Source organism: Corallococcus sp. Z5C101001 (assembly GCF_007352635.1).
GTDB lineage: Bacteria > Myxococcota > Myxococcia > Myxococcales > Myxococcaceae > Corallococcus > Corallococcus silvisoli.
In genome coordinates, this window is sequence record NZ_VKLU01000014.1 from 152,476 (window position 1) to 165,076 (window position 12,601).

The following is a 12,601-nucleotide window of genomic DNA, read 5'->3' on the forward strand; positions in this document are numbered from 1 at the left end:
GCCGGGCTTGTCCCTTCCGACGTGTTGAGGCGGTGGGCCCTTGGGGCTACGGTGCGCCGCCATGATGGACAACGCAGCCCGGCGCGCCGCCGAACCCCACCTCACCCCCGTGCCGGACGCCTGCTATCTGTGCAAGGGAGGGCGCCTGCGGCTGCGGCACCGGGCGCGGGGCGGCGCCCAACCCGAGGGGGCGGCGGCCTACAACTGCACGTCCTTTGGCCACCGGAGCCACCCGCCCATCTGGGGCTGCGAGGACTGCGGGATGATGTTCCAGTGGCCCATCCAGGCCCCGGACGCGCTGCTCCAAGCGTACCAGGACGTGGAGGATCCGCTCTACGTCGCGGAGAAGGACAACCGCTACCACACCTTCCGCCGCGTGCTGCGCGAGCTGGGGCCCGCCCAGGGGCGCACGCTGCTGGATGTGGGCGCCTACTGTGGCTACTTCCTGGATGTGGCGCGCGAGGCGGGCTTCCGCCCGGAGGGGCTGGAGCTGTCGCGCTGGGCGGCCGGCAACGCGCGGAGCCTGGGCTTCACCGTGCATGGGGTGCCCCTGAAGGAGCTGGCGGCGAGGGGGCTCCAGTACGACGTGGTGACGCTGTGGGACGTGGTGGAGCACTTCGCGGATCCGCGCGAGGAGCTGAAGGCGGCGCTGAAGCTGGTGCGCCCCGGTGGCCGCATCTACCTGTCCACCATCGACGCGGGCAGCCTGTTGGCGCGCGTGCTGGGCGGGCAGTGGCCGTGGCTGATGGACATGCACCTGTTCTATTTCGGCCGCCGCACCCTGGCGATGCTGCTGGAGGAGGTGGGCTTTCACGTCTCGGACGTCCGGACGTACACGCACATCATCTCCGCGGACTACCTGCTGCGGAAGGTGGGCGCGAGCTTCACGCCCGCGGCGCCGGTGCTGGAGTTGATGCGGCGGGGCGTGCCGTCCAGTTGGTCCATCCCGTTCAACCTGGGCGACAACATGCTGATGGCCGCCGAACGGCCCCTCTGAGTCCCCTCCGCGCCCTATGTCCCCCTTGATGCGGCGGGTGCTCCACCCGCTGGTGCTGCTCGCGTTCTTCGCGCTGTCGGTGTTCCACACCTGGCCCTTGCTGTCGCACCTGAAGGGCTTCGTCCTGGGCGGGCGCGAAGACGTCTACATGAACATGTGGCACCTGTGGTGGATGCGCCAGGCGCTCTGGGTGCAGCCGCAGAATCCGTTCTTCGCGCCGCTGCTGCACTGGCCGCTGGGGGCGGAGCTGTACTGGCACACGCTCGCGCCCGCGAAGACGCTCTGGGGCGTCGTGCTGCTGCCGTGGATGCCGGTGGAGACGGCGTACAACGTCGTGCTGTTCGGCTCGTTCGTGCTGACGGGGTACACGTCGTGGCTGCTGCTGCGCTACCTGCTGGAGCGCGCGGGCCACGGGCCGTGGCTTTCGGCGGCGGCGGCGCTGGCGGGCGCGTGCGTGTTCAACTTCTCGCGATACCACCTGGACCACGCCATCGCGCACCTGAACCTCTCCGCGCTGGAGGGGCTGCCGCTGTACCTGCTCTGCTTCTTCCGCTGGCTGGACGAGGGCAAGCGCAAGTGGCTGGTGGGGCTGGCGCTGTGCGCGCTGTACGTGCTGCTGTGTGACTACTACTACCTCGTCTACATCGCGCTCTTCTCGCTGCTGTGGGTGGTGGCGGAGCGGTGGAAGCGGGGGCCGCTGTTCTCCGTGGACATGTGGAAGGATCCGGTCGTGCGGCGCGCGGTGGTGGCGGGGGTGGCCGCGGGGCTCGCGTGCGTGCCGCCCATGGTGCCGCTGCTGCTCCATGCCTTTCCCGCCCCGCTGCAGATCCACCACGGCGACTCCGACTACTTCACGGACCTGTATGCGTTCTTCATTCCGGATACGCGCTCGGCGTGGATGACGGAGGTGCCCGAGAAGGCCCGCGCCTTCGCCCAGGATCTCCTGCGCGCGAAGATGTCTGGCAACGCGGAGGAGTCCGGGACCTTCGTGGGGTGGGTGACGCCGCTGCTGGCCGTCTTCGCGCTGTGGCGCGGAGTCCCGGACGGGCGCCGGTGGTTGGGGCTGGGGCTGGGGTTCGCCGTGCTGTCGATGGGCACGGTGCTCAACATCGGCATGGAGGACCGGGTGTCGCCGGTGGTGCTGCTCATCGCCCTCTTCGTGGCCGTGGCGCTGATGCCGGCCTGGCGTGAGCGGGTGTGGCGGCGGGACGTGTTGCTGCTGATGGCGGTGTCGATCTGGCTGGCGCTGTCGGAGCCGCTGACGGCGTTCAACGTGCCCCTCAAGGTCCAGATCCCGATGCCGTACGTGGTGTTCAAGCAGGTGGTGCCGCTGTTCTCACGGGGCGGCATGCCGATGCGCTTCGTGCTGCTCACGTTCCTGGCGTTGGCGGTGCTGGTGGCGTTCGCGGCGGCGCATGCGGGCGCGTGGGCGTCCCGGCGGGATGCGCGGCTGGGCATGGCGGTGGCGCTCGCGGTGGCGCTGGTGCCGAACGTGGAGTACCGGGGCCTCCTGATGCCGGTCCCCCCGGTGCCTCGGTTGCCGCAGGTGTTCGACGAGATTCGCGACGCGCCGATGCCCGCGGCGGTGCTGACGGACAACGTCCAGGGGCAGTGGGAGCAGATCTACCACGGCAAGCCGGTGTCCTTCGCGCGGCTGTCCCGGCTGCCGGTGCGCGAGTCAGCGATGGTGGACTCGCGGCTGATTCGCGCGGCGGAAGGGATGCGCAACGCGTTCGGCACCGTCTCTCCGCAGGAGCGCGAGGAGATGCGGCGCTACCTGAAGGAGCACCACTTCAAGTGGTACGTGACGCACCTCTTCCACCCCATCCGTCACCGGTTCATCGAGGACGAGCTGGGGGGCGTGTTGGTGCACCAGGACGGCTACGTGACGGTCTATCGCTTCCCCTGACGGGGGCGCGCTTCGTCGTCAGGGCTTCTTCGCGCCGCCCCGCTTCGCACGGGAGCGGCGCGAAGCGGCTGGGGGGGCGCCCCCCTCCGGGCGAGGCGTCTGCTCCAGGGGCGCGCGAGGAGGCTTCGACGGGCGGGGCGCGGATGCGGTGGGCTCACGCGGGGCTCGCCCTGACGGACGGGCGGCGTTCGCGGCGCTTCCGCGAGGAGCAAGGGCTCCCGGAGGCGTGGGGGGCGCGGGGCTTCGCGAGGCAGCCTGTGGCTCCTGCTCGGCAGCGGAGGCGCGGGCCTGCTTTCGGGCCTTGTCTCCTGGGCGGGAGCGACCCGGTCCGGCCTCGGGAGGACGGGCGTGCTCCCCGTGCGGCGGCTTCGGAGGACGTCCGGAGTCGATAGCGGGGGGTGGCTTGGGCGGACGGGCGTGCTCCCCGTGCGGCGGCTTCAGAGGCCGTCCGTAATCGATATCGGGGGGCGGCTTGAGAGGACGGGCGTGCTCCCCGTGCGGCGGCTTCAGAGGCCGTCCGTAATCGATATCGGGGGGCGGCTTGGGAGGACGGGCGTGCTCCCCGTGCGGCGGCGGCTTCGGCGGACGCTCGGAGCCGGTGTCTGGGGCGAGCTTGGGCGGCCGGGGGGCTTCGACCTGCGGTGTGCGCGCGGCCTGGGCCCTCAGCATGTCGACCTCTCGGCGCAGCCTCAGGACCTCCGCGGAGAGCTGGGCGTACGAGTCGCGCACCAGCCCGTTGAACACACGCTGCCTGCCCAGGGTCTCGTTGATCAACACCTGGCACGACTTGCGGAAGGCCCACTTGGCCAGCAGCACCACCCGGCCCGCCCCCCCTCGGTGCGTGTGCAGCGGCAGGGCGCGCGTCGTGTCCGCATTGTCCTCCAGCGCGTGCATGTTGAACGACAGCGGATCCACGCGCGGCTCCACGCCGTCGTCCGGCACCTGCGCCGCCTCCGACGTGGGCAGGCCGCGCACGCGCAGCCGCTCCTCGATGCGGGCCACCAGGGCCCCCGTGGGAATGTCCCGTCCGAGCAGCTTCATCGGTGTGTCTCCTCGACGATGCGCGCCATTTCTTCCCGGTACGCCGCGACCACCTGGGGCCACGTGTGCCGCTGCGCGTAGATGCGGGCCCGCTGGCCCATCGCGTCCCGGGCCTCGCCCACCTCGCGCAGCCCTTCGATGAACGACGCCAGCCCCCGGTACACCCGGCCCGCGCCGCTGCGCTCCACCTGTCCCACCAGCACGTCCGAGTGCCCGTTCACCAACACCGGCGTCCCCTGCGCGAACGCCTCCAGCGTCAGGAGCGACAGGCTCTCGAACTTCGACGGCACCACCACCGCCAGCGCTCCGGCCAGCGCGTCGTGCTTGTCCTGTTCGGAGATGCGCCCCACGTGCCGCACGCCCTCGCCGCTCACGTCCATGTGTGCTTCGCCCGCGAGCACCAGCTCCGGAGCATCCTGGTAGCCCGCGCGCAGCTTGCGGTGGAACGTCAGCAGGTCCGGCACGCCCTTGCCCGGCTCCAGCCGGCCCACGTAGAGCAGGTAGCGGCCGTGCACGCCGTACTTCGCCCGGAAGCGGTCCGGCACCGCTGGCAGCGCCTCCACGCCCACGCCCACCACCCGCGCCCGCGCGTGCTCCGGGTGGAAGCGCTCCATCATGGTGATCTCCTCCGGCGTGTTGCACATCAACACGCGGGGGCGGTTGAACACGTCCCCGTAGACGCCGAAGCGGATGGGCGGCTCGTCATGCGCGGTGGGCACCAGCATCGCGCGGTCCGCCACCAGCGGCAGTCCCCACACCGTGGGCGCGTAGAGGTACGTGAAGAAGAGATACCCGTCGTACGCGTCTTGCGTGGAGGCCAGATGCTCGATGAGCCCGGGGCTCAGCGGACCTTGCTCGGCCACCCACTGCTCCTCGCGCAGCCGTTCGTTGGCCCGGTCGAACACCTGCCGTGACAGGCCGTTGAAGGCGTGGATGTTGCGCGTGCGCGTCACCGGGAAGCGCAGCACCTTCGCCCGGCCCACCCGGTCCTCGCCGGGAGGGAAGGCGTTCTCCCACGTCAGGTGGTTCTTCGCGCAGGTCGTCAGCACCGTGACGTCCCAGTGGGGCGCCAGGTGTTCGGCCACCTGCGCGGCGTGGCTCTCCGCACCGCCCGTCACCTCTCCGTAGCGCTGCACCACCAGCGCCACGCGCGGCCGCTTCGCCGGGGCCTTGCGAGGACGGGGCGGCGGGGCCACCACGCCCTGGAGCGCGCGCGCCAGCGACACCTGCGCGGCGGTGGGGGAGAAGTGCTGGAGCCGCCGCGCCTGTCCTTCGAGCACGGAGCGGCGCAGCTCCCGGTCCTCGGTCAGGTCCACCGCCAGCTCCGCGAGGAACGCGTAGCGCTTCTGGTCGAACCCGATGCCCGCGCCGCCCATCGTCTCCGGCACCGCCGCCGCCGCGTACGCGAGCACCGGCACCTGCGACGCCATGGCCTCGATGATGGGGACGCTGAAGCCCTCGTGTTCGCTCATGGAGACGAACACGGACGCGGAGCGGTACACGGCCACCAGCTCCGGGTGCGACAGGCGCCCCAGGAAGTGCACCCCGCGCAGGTCCTTCATCTCGCGCTGGAGGAGCTTGAAGTAGCGGCTGCCCGGCTCGTAGCCGCCCACGAGCAGCAGCCGCGCCTGGGGGCGGATCCGCAGGAGCTCCCGGTGCAGCGCGAGCAGGTCCTCGAAGCGCTTGTGCGGCATCACCCGGCTCACCGACACCAGGGTGGGGCCGGGCCCGGACAGCTCCGCGAGCTTCTTCGGATCCGCGCCCGACGCGGCGAAGCGCTCCGGTTCGATGAAGAGCTGCACGGTGTGCACGTTGCGGTGGCCCGCGACGCGCAGCTCCGCGCAGTTGAAGTCCGAGTCCCCGATGGACACGTCCAGGAAGGGCGCCATCGCCGCGACCTGCGCGCGGCCCGCCACCAGCGCGTGCTCCAGCGGCGTGCCCCGGTAGAAGCGCGCGGGGCTGATGTTGTGGAACACCACGCCCTTCTTGCACTCCAGGTGCATCAGCCGCCCGCTCAGCGGGGACGCGATGCCGTGGTGGTACAGGACCAGGTCGTCTGGCTTGGGACGCAGCGTGAAGACGTGGCGGGCAAGGCCCTCCAGTCCTCCGCCGACCTCCTCGGCGTAGATGTCCCCCGCGTGCCCCATGCGGCGCAGCAGGAGTTGCAGGTGCAGCGCGGCCTGACCGGAGGCATCACCGGGGCCGAAGCTCGGGATCAACTGGTGGACCGCCATGCGGGGCCGTGTGTACCACAGGGGCATGGTATGAGGCGGCCCGTGTCGACCCCTGGACCCATCGCCCTCGACGCCACCCTCTGGGACGAGCCCACCACCGGCATCGGCCTGTATACCCGCTGCCTCGCGGAGGCCCTTGAGGCCCAGGGCGTCCGCCTGGACCGGATGGGCGCGCGCAGCTCCGGCGAACACCCGCGGGGCGTCCAGAAGCGGACGGCGTGGACGCTGGCCACGCTGCCGAAGCGGCTGAAGGACTCGCCGCCGGCCGTCTACCACGCGCTCGGCAACTTCAACCTGCCCCTGCGCAGGACGCCCGGCACCGCGTACGTGCTCACCGTGCACGACCTGGTGCCCCTGGACATGCCGGACACGGTGTCCACCGCGTTCCGCTGGCAGTTCCGTCTGTGGCTCGCGCGCAGCCTGATGCTCGCGGACCGCCTGTTGTGCGTCAGCGAACGCACGCGCCAGGACCTGCTGCGCCGCTTCCCCCAGGTGGAGCCGCGCGCCGTGGTGGTGCCCAATGGCGTGGACCACGTGAACGCGGGCGCGCTGGACGCCGCGGGCGAGGACTTCCTCACCGCGTTGAGCCTGCCCAAGGACTACGTGCTGTACGCGGGCTCGCTCGACGTGCGCAAGAACGTGTCCCTGGTGCTGGACGCGCAGGAGCGGCTGCGCGCGCGCGGCCGGCCCTTCACGCTCGTGCTCGCGGGGCAGAGCTGGTACGGCTCCGGCACGGTGGAGACGCGCATCGCGCGGCTGCGCTCGGAGGGGCTGGACGTGCGGACCCTGGGCTACCAGACCCCCGCCATCTTCTACGCGCTGATGCGCCGCGCGGCGCTGTTCGTCTTCCCCTCACGCTACGAGGGCTTCGGCCTGCCGCCCCTGGAGGCGATGCGCCTGGGCACGCCCACGGTGGTCTCCACCGCGGGCTCGCTGCCGGAGGTGTGCGGTGAGGCCGCGCCCGCGGTGGACCCGGACGACGCGGAGGGGCTGGCGGCGGTCATCGACCGGCTGCTGCGGTCGCCGGGCGAGCGCCGGGCGCTGAGCGAAGCGGGCCTGCGCCAGGCCGCGAGGTTCACCTGGGCCCGCACCGCGGAGTTGACGCGGGCCGCGTACGATGCGGCGCTGCACCACCGGTAGCCTTCCGGTGGACGGAGCGTGACGCCAACCGGCCCGCGAGGGCCCCTGGAGGAACATGCGACTGCTCGTCTGGAGTGGAATCATCTGCGGGCTGCTGCTCGGGTGCGCGGGCTCGAACGCGGCGCGCAAGGATGAAGCGCAGGAGCCGGCCGCGAGCGCGGAGCAGGAGGCACCGCCCACCCCCGTGACGCCCCCGGAGCAGCAGGCCTCCTCGCCCGCCGGGGAGGCGGAGCGCCAGGAGGCGGACGTCGTGCTGCCGCTGGAAATCACGGAGACGCCCGCGCCCCGCGACCGGCTCGTCGTCGAGTCCCAGAGCGTGAAGGGCCACGTCCTGACGCTCCACGTCCGCCACGGCGGCGGCTGCAAGGAGCACCGCTACGGCCTCGCGTGGGACGGGCGCTTCACCCAGACAGCGGCGGGCGAGCCGCGCGCGGAGCTGACCCTGCTGCATGACGCGAACAACGACCGGTGCAAGGCGCTGGTCTACAAGGTCCTGGCGTTCGACCTGTCCACGTTGCGACAGGAGTGGAGCGAGAAGGGCCATGGCGACCACGCCACGCTCCACCTGGACTTCAACGGCGTGCCGGACCAGTCCGCGAACTTCAAGTTCTGACGGGCCCGTGCCCCCGCGCGAGCAGGTCCTCGCGCAGCCGGGTGAGCACCTGGCCCAGCAGGTTCAACCCCCGCCAGCGGGTGGGGTCCTGGATGCGTGGATCCTCCACGCCCAGGCCCACGCCCCAGATGCGGTCCAGCGGACTGGCCTCCACCAGCTCCGTCCCCGCCGTGGCGAGCAGCGCGTCCAGCAGGTCGCGGTGCTGGGTGAACTTCGCGTGGTTGCCCTCGTAGACGATGCGCTCGCGCTCGCGCTCCCAGAGCCCCGCGTCGAACGGGCTCACCTTGCGGCCCAGCGCCTTGTGTTGCTTCGGCGTGGCGGCGCGCAGCACCTGCTCCAGCACGCGCGTGTCCCCGAACAGGCGCGCCTTGCCCGCCATCATGTACTGCTCCGCGCACGTGTAGCGGACGCCCTCCACCTCGAACAGGGTGGGGTGCCACTGCGAGAACGGTGAGTCTTCGCGCCAGAAGAACGTGAACCGCCGAGACCGCGTCCCCATCCCGTGCCTCCTTGTGTCTTAGTGTGTTGATAACACGAACGTGCGGCGATGGAGGAACCTGACGGGGCCTCCTACAATGGCCGCCCGCCGACCATGCGACTTCAAGACGCCCAGAAGCTGTTGGACCGTTGTTTCTCCGGCACGCGGGAGGGCGCGCCCCGCCTCCATGAGCCTTCGGATGCGCGCTTCGCGGGGCGGGGTGGGGCGGTGTGGCTGGAGTACCGCTGGTACGTGCGCGAGCGGGGCATGGCGGAGGTGTTCCTCAAGTGGGACCGGGTGCCGGCCGGGGCCAGCCCCAGCGCGGTGGAGGCCACGGTGCTGCGCACGCACCTGCTGGGCCAGTCCCCCATGCTGGCGCAGCGCGCGCTGCGCACGGTGGAGGGGGGAACGCCCGCGCCAGAGCGCGTGCTGGACGTGCTCCGGGGGGACGGCATCCGCCGCGAGTGCGTGGCGAAGGGGCGCACCACGGTGACGGTGGAGCACTGGGAGAGCAGGGGCCCCGTGGCGTTGCTGGACGCGGCGCGCTTCGAGGAGCTGGCCGCGCCCCTGGAGGCGGAGGACTCCACGCCGGAGGCCCGTCACGAAGCGGTGCAGCGGCTGGCGGACGCGGAGCGCAGCCCGCGCGTGGCGGACGTGCTGCTGCGGTTGGTGGCGCGCAAGCCGTCGCTGATGGCCCTGCGCATCCTGTCCGAGTGGGGCGAGGTGAAGGCCCGCGAGTTCGTCCAGCGGGACCTGGCCTCCGTGACGCCGGGCAACGCGGCGGACCTGTGGGCCCTCACCGCGTTGGACCGGCGCCTGGAGGCGTGGGCGTCCCTGGCGCGCCCCGCGTGAGGCGCGGCCGGGGGGCGCTCAGTGCGACGTCACCCGGGGGCCCAGCACGTCGCGCAGCGCGTCCGCGACGGTGAGCTTCGGGGCCCAGCCCAGCGCGCGCAGCTTGTCCGGCGAGCCCACGAGGCTGGGGATGTCCGAGGGGCGCAGCCGCGCGGGATCCAGCTCGATGCGCGCCTGCACGCCGGACAGCTGGAGCATCTCCTCCAGCAAGCTCCGGATGGTGCGGCCGTCGCCGCTGCAGACGTTGTAGGCCTGCCCCGCCTCGCCGCGCTGGAGCAGCAGCCGGTACGCGTCCACCACGTCCTTCACGTGCGAGAAGTCGCGGATGGCGTCCAGGTTGCCGGTGCGCAGCAGCGGATCCACCGTGCCCAGCGCGATGGCGCGAATCTGGGCCGCGAACGACGGCACCACGAAGGTGGGGTCCTGGCCCGCGCCCAGGTGGTTGAAGGGCCGCGCGAGGATGATCTCCATGCCGTAGCTGCGGAAGAACTGCTCCCCGGCCAGCTCCGCCGCGGACTTCGACGCGGCGTAGGGGCTCAGCGGCACGTGCGGGTGGGTCTCCAGGGCGCGGGTGCCTTCGGCGACGGGGCCGTAGACCTCGCCGGAGCCCACCACCAGCACGCGGGCCTTCGGGGCGCTCTCGCGCAGCGCGGTGAGCAGGTGCACCACGCCCATGGTGTTCACCGCGAAGACGCGCGCGGGGTTCTGGTGACTCTTGGCCACGGAGCTGAAGCCGGCCAGGTGCAGCACCGCCTCCGGCTTCACCTCGGCGACCGCCGCCTTGACCTTCGCCTCGTCGGCGATGTCGAAATGCAGGGCGGTGCTGCTGATGCCCTCGCCCCGGGGTCCATGCACCTCCACCACTTCGTCGCCGGCTGCCCGAAGGGCCGCGCAGGCATGCCGACCGACGAATCCGTCCGCTCCCGTGACGAGGACGCGCATCTTACCGCTGCCCTGCCTTGACGCGTTCCAGGTCGGCGTCGACCATCATCTCCACCAGCTGCTTGAAGCGCACCGTGGGCTCCCAGCCCAGCTTCTCCTTCGCCTTCTTGTAGTCGCCGATGAGCAGGTCCACCTCCGCGGGGCGCACGAACGCGGGGTCGATCTTCACGTGCTTCTGCCAGTCCAGGCCCACGCGGCCGAAGGCGATCTCCACCAGCTCCCGCACGGTGTGCGTCTCGTTGGTGGCGACGACGAAGTCCTCCGGCGTGTCCTGCTGGAGCATGCGCCACATGGCGTCCACGTAGTCGCCCGCGAAGCCCCAGTCGCGCTTGGCGTCCAGGTTGCCCATGGGCAGCGTCTCCTGGAGGCCCAGCTTGATGCGCGCCACGTTGTACGTGACCTTGCGCGTGACGAACTCCAGGCCGCGGCGGGGCGACTCGTGGTTGAAGAGGATGCCGCTCACCGCGAAGAGCTTGAAGGACTCGCGGTAGTTCACCGTGATGTGGTGGCCGTACGCCTTCGCCACGCCGTACGGGCTGCGCGGGTAGAAGGGCGTGTCCTCCGTCTGGGGCACTTCCAGCACCTTGCCGAACATCTCGCTGGAGGACGCCTGGTAGAAGCGCACCTGCGGACGGGTGTGCCGGATGGCCTCCAGCATCTTCGTCACGCCCAGCGCCGTGAACTCACCGGTGAGCACCGGCTGGTTCCAGCTGGTGGGCACGAAGGACTGCGCCGCCAGGTTGTAGACCTCGTCCGGCTGGGTGAGGTTCAACAGGGCCGCCAGCGAGAACTGATCCAGCAGGTCGCCCTGGTGCAGCTGCACCTTCCCCTGGAGGTGCGCGATGCGCTCGAACTTCTCCTCGGAAGAGCGGCGCACCATGCCGTGCACCTCGTAGCCCTTCTTCAGGAGCAGCTCCGCGAGATAGCTGCCGTCTTGCCCTGTGATGCCCGTAATGAGTGCGCGCTTGGCCATGGCCCTTGTCTGTTCGCTGGGAGACGGTGTTCGTTGTACCCGAGGCTTTCGCCGTCTGCCAACCGTTCACCGGTTCCAGAGAACTTGATGTGACGTGCGCCCATGCCTAGGTAGGGAGCGACCTGCCCAGGAGCCACCCATGCGCAACCCTTCTCTCCCCGCGCTGACCGCCCTCTTCGTGAGCGCGGCCGCTGGGGCCCAGACGACTCCTGTGCAGGTGCCCTACACCGGGCAGACGCAGCCGGGGGCCCGCTCCAGTGGCGGCACCGTGTACGACGTGGCCCTGTGGGTGAACCCGGTCAATCCTGGCGCGAGCCGACTCATCACGGCGGACGTGAACAACGGCCTGTTCACCTACGCACTGGACGGAGGCGAGCTGCAATCCGTCACCGAGGGCACGTCGGCGAGCGTGGACGTGGTGTCCGGGTTCCCCGGCGTGGCCGGCACGTCGCAGTCGCTGGTGCTGAGCGCGAACCCCACGCTGACGGGGCTCGTTCCCTACGTGATGGATGCCACGCCGGATGCGGGGCTCACCCGCCTGTCACCCACGACGGCGCCGCTGGACGTGGGGGTGAGCTATGGCACGGTGCGCATCACTCGCGGCGCGGACGGGTCGTTCCAGGCCTTCGGGGGGCTCGCGTCGGGAGGACTGCGGCAGTTCGCGCTCACGCCCACCGACGGGGGCGTCACGGCGACCCCCCTGCGGGACATCCCGGCCGGCCTGGTGATGGGGCTCGTGGTGGACCGCGCCCAGGGCGCCGTCTACGTGGCGCAGCAGGGGCAGGGCCTCTACCGCTATGGCGCGAACGCGGACGCCGGCATCGCGGGAACGCAGGTGGTGGCGATCACGGATGGCGGCCTGACTTCGGTGGGTCGGCTCGCGCTGTACGAGACGTCTTCGACGGACGGCTACATCGTGGCGTCGGATCCGAACGCGAACACCTTCGTCGTCTTCGACCGGCGCACGCTCGGCCGGGTGGGGGCCTTCCAGGTGGTGCCGCAGGACGGGGGCACCGACGCGGTGGAGCAGTCGCGCGGCCTGGTGGCGTATTCGGGTTCGCTGGGGACGGCCTTCCCGGAGGGCCTCTTCGCCGCGATCGACGGCATGAGCAGCAGCACGCAGGGCGACAACCTGAAGCTCACCTCCTGGGGCAACGTGGCCCGGGCGTTCACTCCGCCCCTGGCCATCGCGCAGCAGTCGGATGGTGGCGCTGGAGATGGCGGCACGGATGGTGGCACGCGTGATGGCGGTGGCGGCGTCGTCGTCCTGCCGGGGGACGACAACCCGATTGGCGGCGGCGGGGCGGTTTCCGACCACGGCGGCTGCGGCTGCACGAGCGCGCCGGTGTCCTCCGTCGCGATGCTGGGCCTGCTGGGGATGGCGCTGCGAGGCCGGCGCCGCCGCGGCTGAGGCGCGAAGCG

The 12,601-nt window shown here is 71.4% G+C and carries 11 protein-coding genes; 6 read left to right on the forward strand and 5 right to left on the reverse strand.

The features are described 5' to 3' along the window. Nucleotides 1–61: 61 nt before the first annotated feature. Nucleotides 62–997 carry a class I SAM-dependent methyltransferase gene (locus FOF48_RS29060; protein ID WP_255442793.1) on the forward strand — a complete coding sequence of 312 codons (936 nt, stop codon included), beginning with the start codon at nucleotides 62–64 and terminating at the stop codon, nucleotides 995–997. A 16-nt stretch (nucleotides 998–1,013) separates the two neighbouring features. Beyond that, complete coding sequence (locus tag FOF48_RS29065; RefSeq protein WP_143906864.1) at nucleotides 1,014–2,906, forward strand: hypothetical protein; 1,893 nt, start codon at nucleotides 1,014–1,016, stop codon at nucleotides 2,904–2,906. A gap of 18 nt (nucleotides 2,907–2,924) precedes the next feature. On the opposite strand, the gene FOF48_RS37315 is transcribed toward FOF48_RS29065, so the two are convergent. Continuing rightward, the gene (locus tag FOF48_RS37315) at nucleotides 2,925–3,947 is read right to left on the reverse strand and encodes a hypothetical protein (RefSeq protein WP_255442794.1); all 1,023 of its coding nucleotides are present in this window, start codon (nucleotides 3,945–3,947) and stop codon (nucleotides 2,925–2,927) included. After that, the gene (locus FOF48_RS29075) at nucleotides 3,944–6,181 is read right to left on the reverse strand and encodes a glycosyltransferase family 4 protein (protein ID WP_143907079.1); all 2,238 of its coding nucleotides are present in this window, start codon (nucleotides 6,179–6,181) and stop codon (nucleotides 3,944–3,946) included. Before FOF48_RS29075 ends, FOF48_RS37315 begins: the two co-directional genes overlap by 4 nt. Before the next feature lie 30 nt (nucleotides 6,182–6,211). On the opposite strand from FOF48_RS29075, the gene FOF48_RS29080 reads away from it, so the two are divergent. Next, entirely contained in the window at nucleotides 6,212–7,321 is a 1,110-nt protein-coding gene (locus FOF48_RS29080; RefSeq protein ID WP_143906866.1) for a glycosyltransferase family 1 protein, read from the forward strand. A gap of 55 nt (nucleotides 7,322–7,376) precedes the next feature. Beyond that, nucleotides 7,377–7,934, forward strand: a complete 558-nt coding sequence (locus tag FOF48_RS29085) for a NigD-like C-terminal domain-containing protein (protein ID WP_143906868.1) — start codon at nucleotides 7,377–7,379, stop codon at nucleotides 7,932–7,934. Here the strand turns inward: FOF48_RS29085 and FOF48_RS29090 are convergent. Further along, nucleotides 7,924–8,433: an NADAR family protein gene (locus FOF48_RS29090; RefSeq protein WP_143906870.1), complete on the reverse strand. Its 510-nt coding sequence runs from the start codon at nucleotides 8,431–8,433 to the stop codon at nucleotides 7,924–7,926. The two genes, FOF48_RS29085 and FOF48_RS29090, sit on opposite strands and share 11 nt — an antisense overlap. 93 nt (nucleotides 8,434–8,526) lie before the next feature. On the opposite strand from FOF48_RS29090, the gene FOF48_RS29095 reads away from it, so the two are divergent. Beyond that, entirely contained in the window at nucleotides 8,527–9,264 is a 738-nt protein-coding gene (locus FOF48_RS29095) for a hypothetical protein (protein ID WP_255442795.1), read from the forward strand. Between the two features lie 18 nt (nucleotides 9,265–9,282). On the opposite strand, the gene FOF48_RS29100 is transcribed toward FOF48_RS29095, so the two are convergent. After that, on the reverse strand, nucleotides 9,283–10,206 hold the full coding sequence (locus FOF48_RS29100) for a GDP-mannose 4,6-dehydratase (protein ID WP_143906874.1): 924 nt from the start codon (nucleotides 10,204–10,206) through the stop codon (nucleotides 9,283–9,285). Between the two features lies 1 nt (nucleotide 10,207). Continuing rightward, nucleotides 10,208–11,179, reverse strand: a complete 972-nt coding sequence (gene gmd, locus FOF48_RS29105) for a GDP-mannose 4,6-dehydratase (RefSeq protein WP_143906876.1) — start codon at nucleotides 11,177–11,179, stop codon at nucleotides 10,208–10,210. Between the two features lie 139 nt (nucleotides 11,180–11,318). On the opposite strand from gmd, the gene FOF48_RS29110 reads away from it, so the two are divergent. Beyond that, nucleotides 11,319–12,590, forward strand: a complete 1,272-nt coding sequence (locus tag FOF48_RS29110) for a myxosortase-dependent phytase-like phosphatase (RefSeq protein ID WP_143906878.1) — start codon at nucleotides 11,319–11,321, stop codon at nucleotides 12,588–12,590. The last annotated feature ends 11 nt before the right edge of the window (nucleotides 12,591–12,601 follow it).

Bases quoted from the DNA above. Each gene is read 5' to 3' on its own strand.
- FOF48_RS29085 (WP_143906868.1), top strand. From the start codon at position 7,377: ATGCGACTGCTCGTCTGGAGTGGAATCATCTGCGGGCTGCTGCTCGGG.
- FOF48_RS29080 (WP_143906866.1), top strand. From the start codon at position 6,212: ATGAGGCGGCCCGTGTCGACCCCTGGACCCATCGCCCTCGACGCCACC.
- FOF48_RS29100 (WP_143906874.1), bottom strand. From the start codon at position 10,206: ATGCGCGTCCTCGTCACGGGAGCGGACGGATTCGTCGGTCGGCATGCC.
- FOF48_RS29090 (WP_143906870.1), bottom strand. From the start codon at position 8,433: ATGGGGACGCGGTCTCGGCGGTTCACGTTCTTCTGGCGCGAAGACTCA.
- gmd (WP_143906876.1), bottom strand. From the start codon at position 11,179: ATGGCCAAGCGCGCACTCATTACGGGCATCACAGGGCAAGACGGCAGC.
- FOF48_RS29110 (WP_143906878.1), top strand. From the start codon at position 11,319: ATGCGCAACCCTTCTCTCCCCGCGCTGACCGCCCTCTTCGTGAGCGCG.
- FOF48_RS29060 (WP_255442793.1), top strand. From the start codon at position 62: ATGATGGACAACGCAGCCCGGCGCGCCGCCGAACCCCACCTCACCCCC.
- FOF48_RS29065 (WP_143906864.1), top strand. From the start codon at position 1,014: ATGTCCCCCTTGATGCGGCGGGTGCTCCACCCGCTGGTGCTGCTCGCG.
- FOF48_RS29095 (WP_255442795.1), top strand. From the start codon at position 8,527: ATGCGACTTCAAGACGCCCAGAAGCTGTTGGACCGTTGTTTCTCCGGC.
- FOF48_RS37315 (WP_255442794.1), bottom strand. From the start codon at position 3,947: ATGAAGCTGCTCGGACGGGACATTCCCACGGGGGCCCTGGTGGCCCGC.
- FOF48_RS29075 (WP_143907079.1), bottom strand. From the start codon at position 6,181: ATGGCGGTCCACCAGTTGATCCCGAGCTTCGGCCCCGGTGATGCCTCC.